Here is a 21,284-nt window from a genome sequence, read left to right on the forward strand (position 1 = left end):
GAAGCTCACCAAACCCCCTGTCCCGTGGCGCGACTATGCGTGGTTCGTGGAACCCTCCGCCGAAGAACGTGATGCGGGCACGCTCACCCATTCTCTGGAGAAGCTTCGCGCACTTCATGCCATCGTGCAGCTGGAGGCGGCCCGGTTATCGGGGGCCACCTTTGCTGGGCTTGCTGTGATAGACGATGATCCCCACCTAGCAAGCGATCCGCTCACGATCATCGCGGACTACCCGGATCTTGCGCCGTACCAACCCGTCGTCGTCGCCCCTCATACCGTGATCACACTTCAAAGTGACACGGAAACGTCCGAACTCCTGGCGAGGCTCGGGCTTACTCCCGGCTCCGAATCCGCCGGCTCCACCCTCCGTTTTTCGACGGACGCGGTGGAACCCGGCAGGATCATCAATGCGCTCTTTGCCGGTCAACGCCACCGGCTCGTATTTGCCACCGTCAGCGCCGCCAGCAACACGCCCATGCCGGCAGTCAATACCGTCATGGACCTCTCCTCAGCCACGGGGCCCGCCTATGAAGGATTGCGCGCAGATGCGCTAGCCCAACAGGACAGCGTAGTGCCCGTACACTTCTGGACAATCACGGCACTATACGACGCCATGGTCACGGATGCTCGCGTCTTGGAGGCCAAGCACGCCACCGTGTGGGGGCTCACCCGAGAAGGGGATTCCCATCTGGTGCGCGGGCTCGATCACGTGCTGGATTACCGCCAACGCAAACACATGGCTGAGGTGGGCCAAGGGGTGGCCGCCACGTCCCTTTCGGAGATCAACACAAGCACGCTCAACGCGCTGCAGGACAGAGCAACCACCGCTCGGATCTGGCGGAACTACACGCCATTACCTGACGTCACTCCGCAACTCCTGATCGAGGAGCCTCAGGAGATCCGTGGCGTCAAACTCAATCAGAGCGTGAACTTCGCCGTCACCGTCCTCTTCGTGATTCTCGCGGCCCTCGTGGTTCGCTTTGCGGCGCTACTTTCCCACGAAGGCCTGACAACCGGCAACATGCTGGGCGCCGGCATACCCTTGATCATCATCGTGGTGAACTACCGCATCATATCGGACATCGTGCAGACGGTGAGAACGTCCGCATCCCCCACCGCCCCGTTCGTGGCAATGTTTCGAGCGCTCGAAGAAAACGCTGGCAACCTTGGCCGCGCCTTCGCTCTGCCCTTCACCCACCAGCTCCGGATCCACTCGATCACGTGGGTGAAAGGCGAATCGGAGAAAATCGAGGTCACTATTTCCGATCGAGAGACTGCCGATTGCTCACAGATCCTCGCCACGATGAACGAGGTACTCGCCCCTCCCAGCCCATCTACACGCTGGGTGCTCGAAGCGGGGCGCGCAGATTTCACCGTGGGCCGGAGCCTCGTCTGGCTAGCAACGCTGTTCTTTTCCCGAAGCGCGCCCCAATACTTCGCCGTACCCGATGCGCTCACCAGACCCGAGGAGGCGGAGCAATTCGCTCAATCGTGGCGCGAACTCGTTGGACCCTGCCGCCTCAAGGAAGCGCCAGAAGTGCTCACTGGAAGTGCTCCGCTGGCGGCGCGCCTGCGAGAGCTGGCCTAGGAACTACCGCAAGATCGCGATACTGAACGGGTAGCGATAGGGTTCACCGCGCGAATGCCCGATAGCGGCGCGGATGGGGTGATAGATCGAGAAGATGAACACCCCGATCCAGATCACCACGGACACTGGAATCAGCACCAGCGTGAGGACAAGCACCCACGCAATAATGCTCATGATGGTCATGCCAAGCTGGAAGTTGAACGCACGCGCTGACTGTTCGCGAAGGAACGGGCTTCGGTTCCTGTAGATCAGCCACACGATGAGCGGGCCAGCGAAGCCGAGCCACCCGGCGGAGAACAGCATGCCTGCAGGTCCTGAGAGAGCCCCCACCATGGCAAACGTGCGATCGTCAGACGCAGAAATCTCTCCCTGTCCCGGGTAGGCGTCGAAAGCGCCCCGGGGAGGCACACCGGAATTGTCCTCAGGAAATCCCCATGCGTTACCAGAATCGTTGTATGCCATGGCTCGATTATGCCCCAGGGCACTGCTCGATCTCCAGCGTGTCACCTATGAGCTAACGTGCCTGACCGCATTCGCCGGGCCTGACCAATTCTCACGATCGCCCGCTCAAGGGCAAAACCGGCGCTGCGCGAACCACCTTTGACATCCGCATCAGCTGCCGCAATGGCCAATATCGCTTGGGCGAGCCCCTCTTGGCTCCATTGCCGGACGTCATCACGGGCCCGCCGCATTTGCCACGGCGCCAACTTGATCTCCTTGGGATCCACGTTGCCCCGCGACGCTAGTGCCAGCCCCATGGCCCTCAGCTTGGACGCGATGGCAGCCACGATGGGAACGGCCTGCGTTCCCGTGGCCATGGCGTGGCGCGCCAACGTGACGGCTTCGGCGGTTCGCCCGGCAACAACGGCGTCCGCTACGGCGAACGGCGTTGCCTCGTTCCGCCCGGCATAGTACGTGTGCACGGCTTTCGCATCGATGGTTCCCTCGATATCGTCCAGCAGCTGATTGACGGCCGAGAGCAGCTCGCGCACGTCGTTTCCCAAACCGTCTACCAGATCCTGCACCGCATCTCTGGTCATCGAACGCTTTCGTGCCTTGACGTGGGCGGCCACCAGATCCGCTTTTTCGCTATCGCGCTTAATCGCGGGGATCTCCGTGCACTGAAAACCACCGGCAACGATCGTATCGTAGAGCTTCTTACCGCGCGGCTTAGATGTTGAATGGCGCACTACCAGCACCACATCCGGTTCCGGGGCAGCTACATACGCCAGCGCATCGGCAAGGAACGCATCATTCATTGATTCAGCGCGGGGCACAACGATCATTCGAGCTTCACCAAACAACGAGGGACTGGCCAGCATAGGCAGCCTCCCAGCAGTGTATGTGGCCGCGTCGAGGCGCGTGATCTCGGTACTCGGATCGCGTTCCTGAGCCAGAGCAACGAGGCGATGCTCTGCCTGATCTCCCAACACGTCTTCACCCGACCTGATGAGGATAACTGGAGCCAGTTCCAGCCGATCCCACGCCACGGTGGTTTTTCCTCGCGCCACGAGTTTCCTTCCGGTTGCGATGTCCGTTGATCCGGTAGCGATGTCCGTTTTTTCGACGACGACGAACGCCCCGCGACCTCATTGTCTCACGGCTCTCCACCGGGCCCGCACGCTGAGCTCGCAGCACCGCTGCCGTCAATTGAGATAGTCCCGCACTCTTGCGTATCAAAGATCTGAGAGTCCCCGTAGATCTTCAGGGCTGAGGGGTCCGGGTGCCCGTATGTATTCTCGCCCACAGATATCAGGGTGAGAACTGGATGAAGCTTCTGTGCCAGACGCGCAGATTGGTCCCCGCTGCCGTGGTGAGCCATGATGACGATTCGTGCAGTCTGGGCGTGGGCGACAAGGCGCTCTTGCGAGGTTGCGGGCAAATCAGCCAGAGCTACCACTCCCCCAGCAACGTCTAGGTGGACAGCGAGGGATTGAGCATTTGCCTCGCCCTCTCGTTGGTTGGGCACCGTGGGCCACAGCAGCCGGACGAATCCAGCGCTCTGGCCGGCCTCCGCAGTACTCCATGGGACGTCCTTCTGGGTAAGGGTGGCATGGATCCATTCGGTATTGGCCACAGGGTCGGGATTGGGAGATAGCCATACCTGTTCCACCGAAACGGCATCCAACACCTCTGGTAGCCCGCCAATGTGGTCAGAATGCCCGTGGGAAAGGATGAGGAGATCTAGGCGGTCTATACCGGCGCCCTTCACGCACTGAGCGGCGGCGTCGCCTTCCGGGCCCACATCAATCATGACGGTCTGCCCGTCTTTTCGGGCGATCAGAGCAGATCCTTGACCCACATCGCACTGAACAACAGCCCAATCTTCTGGCACTTCTGCCTGCGGGCCGGAGGAGCGCGAGACAATAAGGAGCATGAGGCAAACCGCGCACGTTCCGATGGCGAGCATCGGCCAACGTGGAGCCATGAGAGCTAGCGCGAGCATGGCAAGGCATGCCACGCCAGCCCATACAAGGGGAATGCCAGAACCCGGTGCTCGCGCCAATGCCAGCGCCACCGCGTCAATCCACCACGTACACATCACAGCTGGTAAAACCGCGCACAGTGCCAGCGGCGCACAGATGGGACCGAATAGGGCAACGATCAACCCCGTGACCGTCAGCGGCGCAACGATGGGCGCTACGAGGGCATTCGCCACCACAGCCCACACCGAACCGTCCTCGCTGAACAGCATGAGAATGGGGATACAGGAGATCTGGGCCGCCAGTGGAATGGCAATCGCCTGCGCGAGCATATCGGGCATGATACGGCTCAGGTGCTCGGTTAGAGGTGTTCCCATCGTGACAATTCCAGCCGTGGCAGCTGCTGAGAGCCAGAACCCGTAGCCCATGGCAATCCATGGGAACGCCCAACACGTTGCCATCACGGCGATACTGAGTGCAGGGACGGCGCCGGTGCCCCGTCCACATGCCATCGCGGCAAGAACAACTACGCTCATCCCCACCGCTCTGATGACAGAGGCGTGGGGGCCCACCAGCAGGACCAGCCCGATCAGGGAAACAGCGCACAGACCTGCCGCCACGAGGTTTGAACGCCGGCCAACAATCGTCACGACAATCGCCACGACTATCGAAATATGCCCACCAGAAACCGCGATCAAGTGAGTTAAGCCAGTGATTCTCATGGCATCGGATAGCTCGGGTGACACCCGCGAATCATCGCCCAGTGCCACCCCTGGAATGAGTCCCTGAGCGTGTTCAGGCAGATCATTCAAGAGGTCGGATAGCGAGCGATCGATGCGGTCAACAACCCGCTCGCTCGCCGTGCCACGGCCGGCTACGTCGATGGAGGCCGGGACAACCCGTAGCACCGAACGCTCACGAGCCCGCGTTTCACGCGCTTTCCCCTCCAGCGCAACATGTTGGCCGGGAAGAGTGTCACACGGGATGTCCAACACCGTCACGATCACGAGTGCGTACTCCCGCGACGTCCCGTCAACAGTAGCCCCCGAGAGCCGCACATCCGCGTTGCAGGTGGGTTCGCCCCACGGTGCCACGCGCGGGCTGACGCGTGAGGAGATCGTCCCCTCCGCAGCGATCCGATCCCCCTTGAGCGCGGCAGCAGCCAGCTCCGCCGGGTGCGTGATGGCTCCATGGCACAATCCGAGGCCAATGCTTGCGAGCAGCATCGCTCCTACGGCGATCAGATGGCTCCGCCTTCGGAGCGCCGCGAATCCCAGCAGGATCGCCACCGCAATGCTGAGAGTCCCCGGAAAGAAGCTCTCGGATCCGCCACCGAGTCCCAGCCACGTTCCGATCACGGCAGTTCCTGTCAGTGGCACAAGCCGGAAGTCTTGACGAGGAACGGGGAGCTTATATCGTGGCGAAATCTCGGAGCTGCTCAAGCTTGCCATTCCCAATGCCCGATACGTCCAGAAGATCGTCAACGCTGGAAAAGCTGCCGTTGGCGTCCCGCCATTCCACAACAGCCTGAGCAAGCTTTGGTCCGATACCCGGCAGCTGCTGAAGTTCCTCCACACCCGCTGAGTTGATGTTGATCAGCCCCGAACCCGCACTATCAGTTTCCCCGGCGCCGCCAAGTCCCCCGCCAGAGTCCGGCTGTTCTCCGGGAGCTGGCACATGCACGTGTAGGCCGTCCTCAAGGGGCGAGGCGAGGTTAATTGAGGCGCTATCCGCTTCCTTGGTCAGGCCACCAGCTGCATCCACGGCATCGTTGACACGAGAGGAGGACGCGAGCGTATACACACCCGGTTCCTTGACATGCCCAGAGACGTACACCACGATCTCCGTGGTTCCGTCCGTCTCAGCCGGCGTCATCTCTGCTGCGCCCCCAGTGCCTTCATCCGCCTCACCGCTCATCTGGATCGATTCTGCGGCTGCCACCGAGTGTTCATCGGTGAGCTGGTGTGGAGTGGCAAATGCGAGGGAGGCCCACACAGCTCCAATAAGCGCCAGACAGGCAATGATCACGGCACGCAGGGCCGGTCCATCGAGCCGAAACCTAGGACGGGGCCCGCGATGCTCAAGCGCAGCAACGTCCTCTCCGGTACCAGAGGCCAAAGCTAGCGAGGCGAAGCTGCGGGGTTCTGCCCGTGGGCGAGTGCCAGTATGCGGGAGCTTCGAACGTGGAGGAGGAACAGACATAGCACCATGATGTGCCCGCCTGAACGGCATCCGCACGCCGCGATTTCCTCCTGTGGATGAGTTCTACACGAACCAGTTTGGGGAAACGCCCAGAACTTAGCCGCGGTAGCTCAACGTGAGCGTCAGCCCCTTCTCGTGACCAGGTGCCAACTTGATCGCGTTGGCGGAATCGGCCCGATTAAAGGCGTCCGATAGCGCAGAGGTAGGCTCAAAAGCAATCGCTTTACGAGAATCGCGCTCCAAGAAGTCGCCTGTATACACGTGCAAAGCGGGAGCCTCCGTCGGCTCCTGCGTGAGGAGGATCTCGCGCCCGCTTGCCGGATCAACCAACCGAGAAACCACAACCCCATCCTCGCTGGGAACGAGTTCCGTGTACGTGCGATCGATGCGTTGTTGTCCCACATAATCCACCCGTGCCGGTGCATTGATTCCGGCCATGGCGGCGTCACCGGGTAGCGGGATGAGGTTGGGATCGGACAGAATCTTCCCGCGGGCCGGTACGGTGAGCGAGAGATTGGAAACGCCCTCCATACCCGGCATCGTGAGGTAGGGATGCCAGCCGATCGAAACCGGGACATCTTCTTGCGAAGCATTCACAACGGTGATGGAGACGGACAGATGCTCGAGCCCCGATGCCCCGCTTTCTAGTGAGAACACCACGGAGATGTCAAGCTGCCATGGGTAACCGGAGCTTGGAGCCAGCGTGCCCGCCAACACCAGCGCATCTCCGGCCTTCTTGCGGGAGAAGTCAACGCGTCCCGCCTTACCGCCGTGCTCAAGAAGATCCTCGTCCTGTTCCGACGTCAGGTGCTTGCTGCCGAAGGAGTATTGTCCCCCAGCGATCCTTCCGCACCACGGGACCATGACAAGCGAACGCTTACCATCTTGGGCCTGAAGCTCTGCGGCATCCCGGTATCCGGCGATGAGTTCCTTCCCTCCCGCAGGTTGCCACGAGAGCAGAGTTGCTCCACGAGCGGCGATAAAAGCGGTTGAACCATCAGGCCCTGTCATGCGCCACGCGGGCTGACCGTCAAAGTCCTCGTCTTCGATGAGAGTTACGCTTGCCATCCTCCATACCTTTCTACGGAACGATGTTCACGAGCTTCGGAGCGCGCACGATAACCTTTCGTGGTTCTCCGTCCACGTACTTTGCCACCTTGGGAGATGCCAGAGCCAAGGCGCTCAGATCCGCCTCGGAAATATCGGCGGGCACCTCCAACCGGTCGCGCAGCTTGCCCTTCACCTGCACAACACAGGTGACCGTATCGTCCACGAGAAGTGATTCGTCCGTGACAACCGGGAACGGCTCACGTGCCAAGCTTTCGGCGTGTCCCAGCTTTTCCCAGAGCTCTTCGGCAATGTGGGGGGCAACGGGAGCCGTCATGAGAATCAGGTCCTCAATCGCCTTGCGCGGCACCCGGTCCAACCCCGTCAGATGGTTATTCAGCACGGTCATCTTAGAGATGGCCGTATTGATCCGCATCCCGTCATAATCCGATGTCACATCGGCAATGGTGCGCGCCAGCACCTTAGCTGTTTCGGTATCGGGCTCATCATCGGAAACGGTCACCTGCCCCGTGGCCTCGTCGATCACGTTGCGCCACAAGCGCTGCAGGAATCGCTGAGAACCAACCACTGCGCGGGTTTCCCATGGCCGGGACACATCCAGAGGTCCCATGGACATTTCGTACAGACGGAACGTATCCGCACCGTACTCCTCGCACATGGCGTCAGGCGTCACGATATTCTTGAGCGATTTGCCCATCTTGCCGTACTCACGATTGACCGGTTGGCCATTCCATGTGAAGGCAACTTCACCGTCAGACCCAACGATTTCCTCCACATCGTCAGCAGGCACGTATTGCCCGCGTGCGTCAGTGAAGGCGTAGGCCTGAACGTAGCCCTGATTGAAGAGCTTGTGGAAGGGCTCGGAGGAGGACAGGTATCCCAGATCGAACAGAACCTTGTGCCAGAACCGGGCGTACAGCAGGTGCAGCACGGCATGCTCCACACCGCCCACGTACAGATCCGTTCCGCCAGATACATTGCCCTGATCGGGCCGCGGCCCCATCCAATACTCCTCATTTTCAGGGGAGCAGAAGGCATCGTTGTTCAGCGGATCCGCGTAGCGGAGTTCGTACCAGCACGAACCAGCCCACTGCGGCATCGTGTTGGTATCGCGCTTGTAGGACTTGAGCCCATCGCCCAGATCCAGCTCGACGTTCACCCATTCGGTGGCGCGCCCAAGTGGCGGCTCCGGGGAGGATGTCGCATCGTCCGATTCATACACCTTCGGCGAATAGTCGGACACCTCTGGAAGGTCGAGCGGCAGCGATTCCTCGGGAATCGAATGGGCCTCACCGTTCTCATCCCAAACAATCGGGAACGGTTCACCCCAGTAGCGCTGGCGTGAGAACAGCCAGTCACGCAACCGGTAGGTAACCTGTGCGTGGCCCTTACCGATGGATTCCAGCCACTGCGTCATCTTCGCCTTCGCGGCGTCCTTGGCCAGCCCGTCCAGCGCGATATCCGCGTTGGACGAATCCACCGCAACACCATCACCCACATAGGCTTCCACGCCCAAATCTGGACCGTATGGATCGTCCGCCGGGCCGATAGTGCGCACGATGTCCAGATCGTACTTGGTGGCGAACTCCCAATCGCGCTGATCGTGGGCGGGAACGGCCATGATGGCACCCGTTCCGTACCCTGTCAGCACGTAGTCAGCCACGAAGATCGGCACGCTGTTGCCGTTCACAGGATTAGTTCCGAAGTATCCGGAGAACACACCCGTCTTGGTGCGTGCTTCATCGGTGCGTTCGATTTCTGACTTGTGGGCGGCCTGTGCGCGGTAGGCCGCAACAGCTTCGGCCGGGCTTGCCGCCCCACCGGTCCACTGTTCGCGCGTACCTTCCGGCCACGTGTCCGGCACGGTCAGCGCGGCCTGATCGGCCTCCACGCCAGCATCGCTACCACCCAGAATCGGATGCTCTGGCGCAACAGCCATGAACGTGGCACCGAATAAGGTGTCCGGACGCGTGGTGTATACCTCCAGAGAGGCGGTTTCTCCGTCAGGGCCAACAGCTCCCGGAACGTCGAACGTCACGTTGGCGCCCTCGGAACGCCCGATCCAGTTGCGCTGCATAGAGCGCACCTTCTCCGGCCAATCGATCGTGTCCAGATCCTCGACCAGCCGATCAGCGTACGCGGTAATCCGCATCATCCACTGGCTCAAGCTGCGGCGGAACACGGGATAGTTTCCGCGTTCGGAACGGCCATCGGCCGTGACTTCCTCGTTGGCCAGCACGGTGCCAAGCCCGGGGCACCAGTTGACGGGCGCCTCACTGACGTACACGAGGCGGTAGCCGTCAATGACCTTCGCGCGTTCGGCCGCGCTCAGATCAGCCCATTGGCGCCCGTCACCAACGGCGCGCTTGCCAGATTCAAACTCAGCGCGCAGCTCAGTGATTGGACGCGCTGCGCCCAGTCCGCGCCCATCGCGTCGCTCAGCGGCTGGATCGAACCATGAGTTGAAGATTTGCAGGAAGATCCACTGTGTCCACTTGACGTAATCGGAATCCGTTGTGGAGAACGAGCGCCGCGAATCGTGAGACAGCCCGATTCGATGCAGCTGGCGGCGCATGTTTGCCACGTTTTCTTCTGTGGTGATCCGCGGATGCTGCCCGGTTTGCACTGCGTACTGTTCGGCCGGCAGGCCAAACGCATCGTAACCCATGGTATACAGGACGTTCTTGCCCTTCATCCGCTGGTAACGCGCCACGGTATCCGTGGCGATGTAGCCGAGCGGGTGGCCCACGTGCAGTCCCTTGCCGGAAGGGTACGGGAACATGTCCAGGAGGTAGAACTTCTCAGGGGGAACCTCGCCTGCAAGCGCACCAGCAGGATTGGGCGCGTTGAACGTGCCTTCCTCATCCCAGCGTTCCTGCCAAGATTCTTCGATCTGGTTCGCCAACTCCGCCGTGTAACGGTAGGTTGTAGCGCCCGGCTCCTGAGCTGTCATGACACTCCTTCACGTTAAGTCTGCGTTCAAGACTATCGCAGCCCTGCGGCTCCAGATCCCGTTGTCCAGTGTGAGACTCGGCCTAGAATAGGGCTATGAGCGTGTTTACAGAGATCATTGCAGGTAACATTCCGGGTCGCTTCGTCTGGCAGGACGATGTGTGCGTAGCATTCGGCACCCACGAACCTATGACAGACGGACACACACTGGTTGTGCCCCGGCGTGAAGTTTCCAAGTTCACCGATCTGGACGAGCAGACGTTCGCCCACTTGTCCACTGTTGCTCAGAGGATCGGCAGGGCACAGGAAGCCGCCTTTGGTGTACCGCGCGCCATGCTAATGATTGCCGGAATGGAAGTGCCTCACGTGCACCTTCACGTGATTCCAGCTACGTCCGAAGCCGATATCCGGTTTGAAAACGCCCGCTCGGGGCTCCCGGCCGATCAGCTGGATTCCTCCATTGAGAAGGTACGTCAGGGACTAGTAGATTTGGGCTTTGCGGAGTTTGTTCCGAGCGATATTCACGCGCTTTAACGACGACGAATCACGCATGCTTCCTAGAAGACCAGACCCCACTGGTCCCAGAAGGCAACAACAATAATCGCAATCAGTACCGTGTAAACGGCTGCCACGATGTACCACCGGGCCGCGGTCAGCCACCCGGCAAACGTGGTGGGAAGCGGCAGGTGGCCGGCCTGCGCTGAGCGCGCCCACGTGTTGACGATCAGCGGGATCGTGACAACCCAGATGACAAGGCAGTAGGGGCACAGTGAGCGTTCCACGGTGATCGAAGTCCACTGGAACCACACGAGCCACGCCGCTGCGGGGATCATCACGGCATCCAAGCATAGCCAGAGCCACCGTCCGAACCGTCCACCGGAGGCCAGCACCATGCCCAAGGCAAAGATCCCGGAGAAGAATGCCAGCCCAAACACTGAATTGGACGTGCCGAATAGTAGGGCGTTCTGCTCAGATGTGAGGAACTTACCGCAGCCAATCAGCGGGTTGAGATCGCAGGTCAGGCTCGCGGATGGATCAACGAGCAGCTGCTTTTCTGATCGAAGAAGCTCGATGGATGCGAGCATTCCCAAGATGCCCACCACAACCATGAGCACGCCGAAGGAACGGGGAGCTCCTCCGTCAAGCTGTTCCTTGCTCGCCCGATTGTGTGGCGCCGTGAGAAACTGCTCCAACTCTTCGTCCGAAAGCGCATCAATGTTGACCTTCTGACGATCCATACCCGTCCCCTTGCTCGCATGGTTAGTGTCCGTACGGAGGGATTCTATTCTCTTCTCGCTAGGAGTTAGCTGAGTGTGTTCGCTCTAACGGTGTAATCCTCAACGAACTGGGCGGTATCTTCCCAACCTTCAACGGCGTGGGTATCAATTCCTAGGCGCTTCACGGGGTAATCATTGCCACCCTCATCCAGGCGGTCACCAATGAATAGCATCTGCGAGATGGCGATGCCTGTTTGTTTGGACAGCTCACCGATTCCGTAAGCCTTATCGATCCCCTTTCGGGTGATATCGATGGAGGTCGAGCCACCGGAACGCACCTCGAGCGCGGGAAGGAGCGGAGCTACAGCAGCCCGCAGCTTTTCCTTCTTCGAGCGGTCTGGGTCCCACGCCTGCTTGGCCTGCACAGGAGCGGCCTGTCCCAAGGCAGAGAAGGTGATCTGGGATCCGCGATCCTCAAGAATCGGGCCCCACGTTTGCGCTTCCCACAAACCGAGCCTGCGAGCCTCTTCCTCAACCACCGATAGGGCTTCAGCCCGTTCGGCTTCCGAGAGGTTGCGAGCGTACACATCCCTCCATTGACCATCGCGGTACACCAGATAACGTGTGCCACATGTGGGCATCAGGTGGAGGTTCGTGAGGGCGTCAGGCCCGGCATTCAGATTCGTGAGAAGCTGTGATTCGAATTGCCCGAACTGCCCCCCTGAAATCACACAGACTTGTGTGACGTTCAGGAGGGCATCAAGCGCCCGTGCCATCCGATCAGGCAACGGAGATTTTGATGGCGCCAGCGTATCGTCAAGATCAAACGCCAGCAGCTCAAAATGTTTCACTTGTTGGTGGCTCATGCCGCGGCCGAGTTATCCCCTTCGTCCTTCACGGTAGTTTCGAGGATCACGCGTGTCAGGCCCAAGATGAACAGGGCGAACACGACGTCACGCACGAACTCGAAGATCGACGTGAAGATCTGCATCGTGCTGGCGTAATCGTAGGTCAGCACGGTGATGAAGTTGAAGAGCGCAGCAACTGCAATCGCCCCAGCGACGATGAACGCGAAGATCATGACCAGCTTGGCAATCTTGGAGCCGAACTTCTTCGAGAAGTCCAGCGAGAAGAACGCGCCAAGGCCACCGCCCTGACTTTGCGGCGTCTGGTATCCGTACTGGCCGTATGCTGGCTGACCGTACGCCTGCTGTTGGGCGTAAGCCTGCTGGTCAGCGCCGGGCTGGCCGTATCCCTGTTGACCGTATGGCTGCTGGCCATAGCCGGCCGTACCAGAAGCTGAATAGGCAGACGGTGCCGACTGCTGGCCCTGAAAACCCTGCTGGGGCTGCTGTGGCTGTTCCGGTTGCTGATTCTCAGGCGAAGTAGGCTGAGTCATATTCGTTCCTTTTCCTAGGTGTAGGGCAATTGTCTCTATATTGGCACATAAGTTTCCAACCGCCTCCACATTATCCGGGACTAAAGTGACTTGTCACCACCCACTTTTCCGCACAAACTCCGGTTCAAACACCCTTTGTGTATGACTCAGGGAGCCCCGGAACTCGCGTGTCTTTTCGTCCACAATCCGGATACTCTTGGTAAACGACGTTATCGTTTCTAAGGAGAAACTCGTGGCAACACCACACATTTCGGCCGAGCCGGGGGATTTTGCTCCGGCCGTTCTCATGCCCGGAGATCCCAAGCGAGCAGCGCGGATTGCGGAGCAACTACTCGATGAGCCCCGCCTTGTCAGTGACGTCCGCGGGATCGGTGGCTATACGGGGCTTCATCAGGGCAAGCCACTCTCCGTCATGGCCTCGGGCATGGGACAACCCTCCTTGTCCATCTATGCCACGGAACTGTTTACCCAATTTGGCGTGGAGCGCATCATCCGTGTAGGAACCGCAGGCGGTCTCGCCGCGGACACGAGAGCTGGTGACGTGGTGATCGCCATTGGTGCGCACACCGATTCCTCGATCAACGAGAAGCTATGCCCGGGAATCAACTTTTCCGCCACGGCCTCGTGGGCTTTGCTCTCTGCCGCAGTCAAGGCTGCCGGGGACGATCCCCGCGTTAAGGTTGGCCCAGTTGTCTCACGCGATCTCTTCTATGGGAACACTCCCGAACAGGTGAAGCGGCTTGCTGAACTGGGAACGTTGGGCGTTGAAATGGAGGCCGCCGCACTCTACGGAATCGCCGCAAACCTTCATAAGGAAGCGCTGGCCGTGCTCACCATTTCCGATCACCTCTTCGATTCCTCTCAGGATATGAGTCCCGCCGAGCGGGAGACAAACTTCCAGAAATCCTTGGAACTAGCCGTGGCAGCCGCGCTGTCCTAAGAACATGCCACTCAGCACCTCAAACGAGGATTACCTCAAAACCATCTGGAACATTAACGAGTGGCAGGAAACTCCAGTCACATCAGGCCAGTTGGTCAAGACGCTCGGGCTCTCCCCCTCCACCGTGTCGGAGGGAGTAGCTAGGCTGTCGGCACTCGGGCTGGTGCGCCATGCTCCTTACGGTGCCGTCAGGCTCACCGGGGAAGGCCAACAGGAGGCGGCCCGGATGGTGCGTGCCCACCGTTTGCTCGAAACGGGACTGGTGCAGCTATTCGGATACTCGTGGGACGAGGTCCACGATGAGGCCGAACGGCTGGAGCACGCCGTGTCCGATCTGTTCATTGAACGGCTCGATCACAAGCTAGGACACCCCGCCCGCGATCCACACGGCGATATTATCCCTGCACCCAATCAGTCCGAGGTACCACGCCAGATTCCCGTCACCCTTGCCACGGCAGAACCTGGAACCACCGTGCACGTTAAGCGCGTGTCCGATAACGATTCGGACGTCCTCGTGTACCTCGAGGGCGCTGGAATTGTGCCCGGCATCGCGGTGACCGTTGAGAAGAGTCAGAGTGATCCTCAGCTACTGGCGATCACTCTGGGCGATGTGCATGCCATCATTCCCTTGGCGGCGGCACGCGCGGTTGTCACTGGTACCGCTGACGCATGAGCCACACAATATTCGCGTGAATACGCGGGAGCACCAGATCGGCCTCTGCTTCCACTAATAGGTCCACCGCGTCGATATCACATTCGCCATCCATAGAACAATTGTTCCATTCGGCTCCCACATGTTCCGCGTACGCCACGCCACATCATGACACCGCTCCCAATAACCCACTTACCCGTGGTTTAATTTCGTTAAACGCCATAAGGTGGAATCAGTTTGAACTTACGAGTACTGGCGTGGTTGGCTAGTAACTGTTTCATCAAGAGCAGCTGAGAGACGTGGTTCGTTGACGCTGCAGCAACCCGCGTTGGCGGGTGCTTCTGCCACGATCGATGGAGGTGATTGATGTGATCGAGCTACAGGATGTCAGTAAGATCTATCCGCGGCGGGGCGAAGATCCCGTTGTGGCTCTCGAAGATATCTCATTGCGTATCGAATCCGGAGAAATCCACGGGATCGTTGGCGAATCCGGGGCTGGCAAGTCCACGCTGATCCGTTGCCTGACGGCTCTCGAGCGTCCGACAAGCGGTTCGATCTTCGTGGACGGCAAAGACCTCTCCTCACTTCCGGCTGGCCAGCTCCGTGACGCCCGCCGAACAATCGGCATGGTGTTCCAAGGCGGTAACCTTCTGGATCAGCGCACCGCCGCCGGTAACATCGCCTATCCCCTACGCATCGCTGGCCAAGGCAAATCTCTCACGCGCACGCGAGTCACTGAGATGCTTGAGCTCGTTGGTCTAGCGGACCGCGCTCGCGCCTTCCCGTCAGAACTCTCCGGTGGCCAGCGCCAACGCGTTGGAATTGCCCGCGCCATGGCAGATCGGCCAAGCGTTCTGCTCTGCGACGAACCTACCTCCGCTCTGGATTCCGAAACTACGGACCAGATCCTCGACCTCTTACGCGATGTGCGAGACACATACGGTGTGACCGTGCTGATCATTACCCACGAAATGGAAGTGGTCCGAAAGATCTGTTCCAATGTGACGCTGCTGGATCACGGCGGCATTTCCTCCACCGGCAAGGTTTCCGAGATCATGGAGGATGTTGATTCACCACTGGCTCACAGGATCGTGCCGGGTCCGGACTTTGACCCCGCTGCGGTTCCACGCAGCTCCGTACTCGTTGACGTTTCCTTCACGGCACGCCATGGCGAACCCACAGGTTCGCGGGTCCTCGCACTGGCTTCGCAATATGGAGCCGATATTGGCTCAGGAACGTTCGAAACGTTGGGCGAAATTCAGGTAGCACGGTTGGCCTTGACCATTGCCGAAGAGGATCATTCGGATCTCATGGCGGGACTTGACCGGCTTGGCGTTTCAGCTAAGGAGCGTGCACTGTGAACACCATCATCCTCGCTGCCGATGACACGTGGCTGAACAATCCCGTTGTAAAGGGCGAACTCTGGAACGCCACCACAGAGACCCTTCTCATGACCGCATGGGCAACCGTGCTTGCGGCTATTTTTGGGCTGATCTTCGGCGTTGTCCTCACGGCCACGCGGCAGGACGGCATTCTGCCCAATCGCCCAACCAACGCGATCCTCGGATTCATCGTCAACGTTGGCCGAGCGATCCCGTTCATCATTCTGATGGTGATGATGATCAACATCACCCGCATGATCATTGGCCAAGCCACCGGCTGGCGAGGCGCAATGATTCCACTCGCCATCTCGGCAATCCCTTACTTCGCGCGTATGGTCGAATCGAACCTGACGAACGTTGACCGGGGAAAGATCGAAGCAGCCCAAATGATGGGGGCTTCGAGGTACCGGATACTCACGGGAGTCATCGTTCGCGAGGCCGTGCCCACTCTCATTCAGTCACTCACGATCCTGTGCATCACCATCATTGGATATACCGCGATGGCCGGAGCAGTTGGTGCCGGTGGCCTTGGTGCCCTAGCTATCAATCAGGGCTACTACCGTACCCAGATGGACGTCCTCCTCATCATCGTTGTGGTGATCGTTGTGATTGTCAGCATCGTCCAGTTCGTTGGTGACATGCTTAGCCGGCTAGTAGATCACCGCTGAGAACTACCAGCCGGGTTTCATCCCTCAGCCCACATTGTCCGTAATTTACCGCCAGAACCATCACCAAAGGATTAACCATGAAGCGATTCCGCTCCCTCGCCGCCCTTGGCGCGGCAGCCGCACTCACGCTCTCCGCGTGCGGCGGCAATGACGATTCCTCCTCGGAAACCACCGAAGGGGCATCCGGCACCACCAAGATCACCGTTGGTGCCTCCCCCGTTCCCCATTCTCAGATCCTCGAATTCGTTCAGGAGAATCTGGCAGAAGATGCTGGGATTGAGATCGAGATCAGCGAGTATCAGGATTACGTGCTGCCCAACACCGCGCTGCAGGCCGGTGAAATCGATGCAAACTTCTTCCAGCACATTCCGTATTACGACGAAGCCGTTGCGGATAACGGTTTCACGTTTGAGCGCGGCGAGGGCGTACACATCGAGCCCTTCGGCGTGTACTCCAACACGATCGACGATATTGCTGACCTTCCCGATGGGGCCAAGGTAGCCGTAACCAACGATCCGTCCAATCAGTCCCGAGCACTCTATCTTCTCGAAGATCTGGACCTGCTCACGCTGGAGGACGTGGATGATCCCACCATCTACGATGTGGCCGATAATCCCAATAACCTTGAGCTAGTGGAAGCTGAGGCGCCCGCCGTACCCAAGCTGCTCCCGGATGTGGATATCGCGATCATCAACGGCAACTTCGCGCTGCAGAACGATCTCGTGCCGTCTGAGGATGCCATCTACCTCGAAGAGGGCGAAGGCAACCCCTACTCCAACATTCTCGCGTGGAACAGCGAATCGGATCCGGAGATCGTCGAAGCGGCACAGACCCTCGATGAGCTCCTGCACTCTCAAGAAGTTGCCGATTTCATCACCGAGACCTGGCCTGATGGAGAGGTCATCCCCTCCTTCTAAGATGTTGTGAAGGCAAGGTTGTTCCGTGAGGGGCGCGTGGCGGTTTTCCGCTTCGCGCCCCTCATTCCACCTCGAGGGTTCCCCTCGCACCGCGTTCGGCATAGCTCATCATGTGATTGACGATCGTGTAGTGGCCTGCCGCCGTGGGCACGAACTCCACGAACCCTCCCTCGGCGGGAAGCAGCGGGAGCACTTGCGCTCCGCCTGACCCACCCTTCAGCACGTAGCTGCCTTCGTTCCAGACGGTATCGAACTGGGTACCCACCACGTGGAAGCTCAGCGGCAGGTTCGGTCCGGCGTTGAGCACCCATATCCGTATGCGCTCGTCTGGTTGTGCACTCAACGGGGCGTGCTCATACTGGAACGGGTACCCGTTAAAGGTCACAACGCTCGGGTCAGCCCGATTGACCGCGTCCGGATCATTGCCCGCCTCCGGATCAGATCCCCAGTATTGTTCGCCTTGAATCATGATGTATTCGCGATCCACGCGATCGAGATCCGGTGGATCAATAATCACCGCTCCGAACATCCCATTGGCAATATGCAATGACATGGGACTGGTGGAGCAGTGATACATCCATATACCCGAACGGTTGGCAGTGAATTCATAGGTGAGGCTCTCCCCCGGCTCAATCGTGCGCATCACATCATCGGGAGAGCGATCACCGGCGTGGAAATCGATCGAGTGTCCCATACTCCCTTCATTCTTGAGGGTGATGATGAACGTATCGCCGATCTTGCCGCGAAGCACAGGGCCGGGAGTTTGCCCGTTGAACGTCCAGACCGTCTGCGTGCGCCCCGGCGCCACCTCCTTTTCCGTCTCTTCGACAAGCAGATCAAGCCGATGAACTGAATCGTCCGATGCCTGTGAGAGCTCTGGCTTCCACGGCTCAAAACCTTCGCCTGGCTCCGCCGCCAGTTCGGCCATCGTGGGAAGCATCGTCTCATGGCGAGCTTGTTCGCCCGTTGCCGTATCGCCCCCACCAATCACACGAATATCCAGAGTCATTCCCATCTGGCGGTGGCCAACAAGAGAGCACCACGCATCCGTGTTGTCCTCGATCACTCCCGCATCCAGCTCAGTCTGCTCCCCAGTTGACACGGGACCCGTCTCCCGTCCGTTGGCAAGCACCAGATCATGGCGCTGATCGCCCGTGTTCTCGAAATCAATGATGAGGCGATTACCCTTGGGCACGTCGATCGAAGCAGGCACGAATGCCATACCGTCAACGCTGACCGATACTCGCGTGATGGGACGATCAGAGGCCGACACCTCGCTAGCTCCCATGTGTCCGTTGAGAACAAGACCTATGCCGCTGGTGACGGCTAGGACGGTCGCTGCAACAACGGCACCAATCCTCAGGTTCGTTCTGGGAAGGGGACGAGGCCCTGAGCCTTCTGCGCGTTCTGACGGCTCGATCGGTCGTGAACGCTGGCGCGCCACGCACGCCAGCAGCAGCACGAAGCTGGTCACAGCCGTCAATCCGGCTACCCCGAGCGCCGCGTACCTAAAGCCCTGACCCAACGGAAGAAGCGCAAGAGCAACGGCGCCGTTCAGCACGAAGAACCGAACGCCTGCGCTCTTCTCCAGTGCCGCAATACTCGCCCGCAAGCGCGCGGGACCGCCGCCTGCAACAACCGGAAGCAGGTACATGAGCGAGCCAAGAATGAGCTGGAGTACGCCGCCTGCCAGCATCACGGCGTACACGCCCCCAGAAGCGGAACGCGCTGCTTGTATATCCGAAGCAAAGAGTAGCTGTATGGACCACACGCTGGCTGCTGCTTCCAGCCAAAGGATAGCTGCTCCTATGAACCAGCCGTCAGTCACGCCAATCATGGACCCGCTCCACGTACGGAACATCGGGACCAAAATCCCCACAATGCTGGCCACCACCCACACCGCTGCGGCCATTCCCGCTGCCTGAACGCTACCGACGGCCGAGGCAGCCGCACCTACCACCACGCCACCAACGAGAAGTGGCAATATGCGGCGCGAACGTCCTAGCGCGGCGGTGCCCATTCGCGCTCTGGCAACGGTAGGTCCGAAGGTAACCAGTGTTCCCAGTATTGTCAGGCCAAGGAAACCCAAGACCATGAGGAACACATGCGCTATCGCCATTGCGTCATGGTGAAGATACAGTCCAGGCCACCATGCCAACACCAACTCGTAGCTACTCACATCGATCGTCAGGATGATCCCAACGAGAGCCCCGAACACAAAAACCAAGGATGCAGCGTGATGGTAACGGAGGGTGACCGCTCCGGGGGAAACGAAGCTTCCGCTCATCGCACGGCGCAAGTCAACGCTGTGCCAGATCAGAACTCCGGAAACAATGCCTCCCCCGGCAGCCCCGCACGCAATGGCCGGCAGACCAGTAGTTGCGAGGGCAACGCCCAACACGATCGTGCCCGCCGATAACGTGAGGATTCGGATCAGCTGCCGGAATTGAGACTGCTTTGTTCTGGTCAGTGCGTCCGCGAAGTGCCACGTCCATATCAAGATGGATGTTCCCGCTACTCCTAGCCCCGCAATATGGATGAGATACCACGTGGGATTGGGAAGGACCGCTTGTGCTGCAACAGCAAGCACAAGTGCCACTACCCAAAACGATGTGACCAGCCACGTCACCCTGTGCCAGCGTGCTCGCGGAACGCCACCGTCATTCTTTTTCACGGTATCTATCGTATTAAATGTGAGTGCCGCGGATCTGGGACATTGGGGACTGATTCGCCGTCGTCGTCCCTATCCTCACACAACCGTTCCACAAAGTGGACATATCCAACTCATGATTCAGAACTATTCCATCATTCTTATATGACCATTCACTACGCTTCGCGCCCTAGTCCAACCCTCGTAGGTGGGGAACTGGCCGCTCGAATGCGCGTGTACTCGATGATGAATATGCAGGAGGTCGCGCCGGCACTGGCGGTGCGCCGGTGAGCATACCCGCAAACTCAATTTGCCGTGGGTCTCGCACGCTCTCATTTGAGGTGATGCCACCACGAAAACCGGAATCCGCCCCCCAATTCTGGAGCAACGTTTCTGAACTGCTGGAATCGCAACCCGATTTCCTCTCCGTAACCTACGGCGCCGCCGGCCAGGACCGCAGCACCGCACGCCACGTAGTTCGCCAGCTGGTTCGTGATACGCCCATCCAGCCGATTGCCCATATGACGTGCGTTCAGGCGTCCCGTGACGAGGTAGTGTCAGTGGTTTCCGACTATCTGGAATCCGGGGTGCGGACCTTCCTCGCCCTGCGCGGTGATCCACCGGCCAACGATCCCACGTGGCGTCCGGCCTCGGACGGCGTTGCCTCCGCAACCGAACTGGTCAACCTCATTCGGACGCTGGAACAGCACCGTAACGTAGTCCAGCCCGGCGCCGCGCTCCGCGCAGCCTTCAAACCGCTCACGATTGCCGTGGCTACCTTTCCCTCAGGTAATCCTGAGGTAGGCACCACACCAGAGCAGGAAATCGAACGGTTGCTGCTCAAGCAGGTGGCCGGGGCGGATTTCGCCATTACGCAACTGTTCTTCGAAGCCGAGGATTACATGTCCTTCACGGAGAAGGCAAGAGCCTACGGCGTGACGATTCCGATCGTGGCTGGCATTTTGGTGCCAACCGATCCGCGGCGGCTTGCACGCGTGGCCAAGCTGACGAAAGTGCTGGCCCCTGAACGCCTTGTACAGGATCTTTCTCAAGCGAGCGATGAGGCCGATCTTTATTACCGCGGGCTTGATCACGGCGCCACGCTAGCCCGAGAGATTCTGGATTCAGGAGCTCCCGGCATCCACTTCTATACGTTCAATAAGGCCCGCCCGGCGCTGGACCTTCTTGAAAGACTTCCCGAACTAACCCCTTCGAACTGAGGAACA

19 protein-coding genes and 1 riboswitch are annotated in these 21,284 nt (G+C 59.6%); of the genes, 9 read left to right on the plus strand and 10 right to left on the minus strand.

The window, feature by feature from the left end:
* Positions 1 to 1,588: hypothetical protein (locus ACTHV6_RS06675; RefSeq protein WP_441386506.1), on the plus strand; the 1,588-nt coding region annotated here is incomplete at its 5' end.
* Positions 1,589 to 1,591: 3 nt separating this feature from the next.
* On the opposite strand, the gene ACTHV6_RS06680 is transcribed toward ACTHV6_RS06675, so the two are convergent.
* The 6 genes from ACTHV6_RS06680 to ACTHV6_RS06705 all read right to left on the minus strand — a co-directional run bounded on the left by ACTHV6_RS06680 (position 1,592) and on the right by ACTHV6_RS06705 (position 10,234).
* Positions 1,592 to 2,050 (minus strand): DUF4870 domain-containing protein, encoded by a 459-nt coding sequence (locus ACTHV6_RS06680; RefSeq protein WP_441386507.1) that lies wholly within the window; start codon positions 2,048 to 2,050, stop codon positions 1,592 to 1,594.
* 41 nt (positions 2,051 to 2,091) lie between these two features.
* Positions 2,092 to 3,099 carry a DNA polymerase III subunit delta gene (gene holA / locus ACTHV6_RS06685; RefSeq protein WP_441386508.1) on the minus strand — a complete coding sequence of 336 codons (1,008 nt, stop codon included), beginning with the start codon at positions 3,097 to 3,099 and terminating at the stop codon, positions 2,092 to 2,094.
* 86 nt (positions 3,100 to 3,185) lie between these two features.
* Positions 3,186 to 5,390, minus strand: coding sequence for a ComEC/Rec2 family competence protein (locus tag ACTHV6_RS06690; protein WP_441386509.1), 2,205 nt, complete (start codon positions 5,388 to 5,390; stop codon positions 3,186 to 3,188).
* A 31-nt stretch (positions 5,391 to 5,421) separates the two neighbouring features.
* Positions 5,422 to 6,213 (minus strand): helix-hairpin-helix domain-containing protein, encoded by a 792-nt coding sequence (locus tag ACTHV6_RS06695; RefSeq protein WP_441386510.1) that lies wholly within the window; start codon positions 6,211 to 6,213, stop codon positions 5,422 to 5,424.
* Positions 6,214 to 6,309: 96 nt separating this feature from the next.
* Positions 6,310 to 7,281 (minus strand): aldose 1-epimerase, encoded by a 972-nt coding sequence (locus ACTHV6_RS06700; RefSeq protein WP_441386511.1) that lies wholly within the window; start codon positions 7,279 to 7,281, stop codon positions 6,310 to 6,312.
* Positions 7,282 to 7,294: 13 nt separating this feature from the next.
* Positions 7,295 to 10,234: a leucine--tRNA ligase gene (locus ACTHV6_RS06705; protein WP_441386512.1), complete on the minus strand. Its 2,940-nt coding sequence runs from the start codon at positions 10,232 to 10,234 to the stop codon at positions 7,295 to 7,297.
* Between the two features lie 95 nt (positions 10,235 to 10,329).
* Here ACTHV6_RS06705 and ACTHV6_RS06710 point away from each other — a divergent pair, with 95 nt between their 5' ends.
* Complete coding sequence (locus ACTHV6_RS06710) at positions 10,330 to 10,767, plus strand: HIT family protein (protein ID WP_441386513.1); 438 nt, start codon at positions 10,330 to 10,332, stop codon at positions 10,765 to 10,767.
* A gap of 23 nt (positions 10,768 to 10,790) precedes the next feature.
* On the opposite strand, the gene ACTHV6_RS06715 is transcribed toward ACTHV6_RS06710, so the two are convergent.
* The 3 genes from ACTHV6_RS06715 to ACTHV6_RS06725 all read right to left on the minus strand — a co-directional run bounded on the left by ACTHV6_RS06715 (position 10,791) and on the right by ACTHV6_RS06725 (position 12,849).
* Positions 10,791 to 11,471, minus strand: a complete 681-nt coding sequence (locus tag ACTHV6_RS06715) for a vitamin K epoxide reductase family protein (RefSeq protein ID WP_441386514.1) — start codon at positions 11,469 to 11,471, stop codon at positions 10,791 to 10,793.
* A gap of 65 nt (positions 11,472 to 11,536) precedes the next feature.
* On the minus strand, positions 11,537 to 12,316 hold the full coding sequence (locus tag ACTHV6_RS06720) for an HAD-IIB family hydrolase (RefSeq protein ID WP_441386515.1): 780 nt from the start codon (positions 12,314 to 12,316) through the stop codon (positions 11,537 to 11,539).
* A complete protein-coding gene (locus ACTHV6_RS06725; RefSeq protein ID WP_441386516.1) occupies positions 12,313 to 12,849 on the minus strand; it encodes a hypothetical protein in 537 nt (178 codons plus the stop codon). Before ACTHV6_RS06725 ends, ACTHV6_RS06720 begins: the two co-directional genes overlap by 4 nt.
* Positions 12,850 to 13,081: 232 nt before the next feature.
* Between ACTHV6_RS06725 and ACTHV6_RS06730 the strand changes: the two genes are divergently transcribed.
* The 5 genes from ACTHV6_RS06730 (at position 13,082) to ACTHV6_RS06750 (ending at position 17,408) form a co-directional block, all read left to right on the plus strand.
* Positions 13,082 to 13,789 carry a DeoD-type purine-nucleoside phosphorylase gene (locus tag ACTHV6_RS06730; RefSeq protein ID WP_441386517.1) on the plus strand — a complete coding sequence of 236 codons (708 nt, stop codon included), beginning with the start codon at positions 13,082 to 13,084 and terminating at the stop codon, positions 13,787 to 13,789.
* 4 nt (positions 13,790 to 13,793) lie between these two features.
* On the plus strand, positions 13,794 to 14,462 hold the full coding sequence (locus ACTHV6_RS06735; RefSeq protein ID WP_441386518.1) for a metal-dependent transcriptional regulator: 669 nt from the start codon (positions 13,794 to 13,796) through the stop codon (positions 14,460 to 14,462).
* Positions 14,463 to 14,715: 253 nt separating this feature from the next.
* Positions 14,716 to 14,801, plus strand: a riboswitch (SAM riboswitch).
* A gap of 8 nt (positions 14,802 to 14,809) precedes the next feature.
* Complete coding sequence (locus tag ACTHV6_RS06740) at positions 14,810 to 15,802, plus strand: methionine ABC transporter ATP-binding protein (protein ID WP_441386519.1); 993 nt, start codon at positions 14,810 to 14,812, stop codon at positions 15,800 to 15,802.
* Positions 15,799 to 16,491 carry a methionine ABC transporter permease gene (locus ACTHV6_RS06745; RefSeq protein ID WP_441386520.1) on the plus strand — a complete coding sequence of 231 codons (693 nt, stop codon included), beginning with the start codon at positions 15,799 to 15,801 and terminating at the stop codon, positions 16,489 to 16,491. The genes ACTHV6_RS06740 and ACTHV6_RS06745 overlap by 4 nt, the downstream gene beginning before the upstream one ends.
* 77 nt (positions 16,492 to 16,568) lie before the next feature.
* Positions 16,569 to 17,408, plus strand: a complete 840-nt coding sequence (locus tag ACTHV6_RS06750; protein ID WP_441386521.1) for a MetQ/NlpA family ABC transporter substrate-binding protein — start codon at positions 16,569 to 16,571, stop codon at positions 17,406 to 17,408.
* A 61-nt stretch (positions 17,409 to 17,469) separates the two neighbouring features.
* Here ACTHV6_RS06750 and ACTHV6_RS06755 read toward each other — a convergent pair whose 3' ends face one another.
* Positions 17,470 to 20,082: a multicopper oxidase domain-containing protein gene (locus ACTHV6_RS06755; RefSeq protein WP_441386522.1), complete on the minus strand. Its 2,613-nt coding sequence runs from the start codon at positions 20,080 to 20,082 to the stop codon at positions 17,470 to 17,472.
* A 141-nt stretch (positions 20,083 to 20,223) separates the two neighbouring features.
* On the opposite strand from ACTHV6_RS06755, the gene ACTHV6_RS06760 reads away from it, so the two are divergent.
* Both ACTHV6_RS06760 and ACTHV6_RS06765 read left to right on the plus strand, forming a co-directional pair.
* A complete protein-coding gene (locus ACTHV6_RS06760; RefSeq protein ID WP_441386523.1) occupies positions 20,224 to 20,349 on the plus strand; it encodes a hypothetical protein in 126 nt (41 codons plus the stop codon).
* A 53-nt stretch (positions 20,350 to 20,402) separates the two neighbouring features.
* A complete protein-coding gene (locus ACTHV6_RS06765; protein WP_441386524.1) occupies positions 20,403 to 21,278 on the plus strand; it encodes a methylenetetrahydrofolate reductase in 876 nt (291 codons plus the stop codon).
* Positions 21,279 to 21,284: the final 6 nt, after the last annotated feature.

Source organism: Ancrocorticia sp., from assembly GCF_052089425.1.
GTDB lineage: Bacteria > Actinomycetota > Actinomycetes > Actinomycetales > Actinomycetaceae > Ancrocorticia.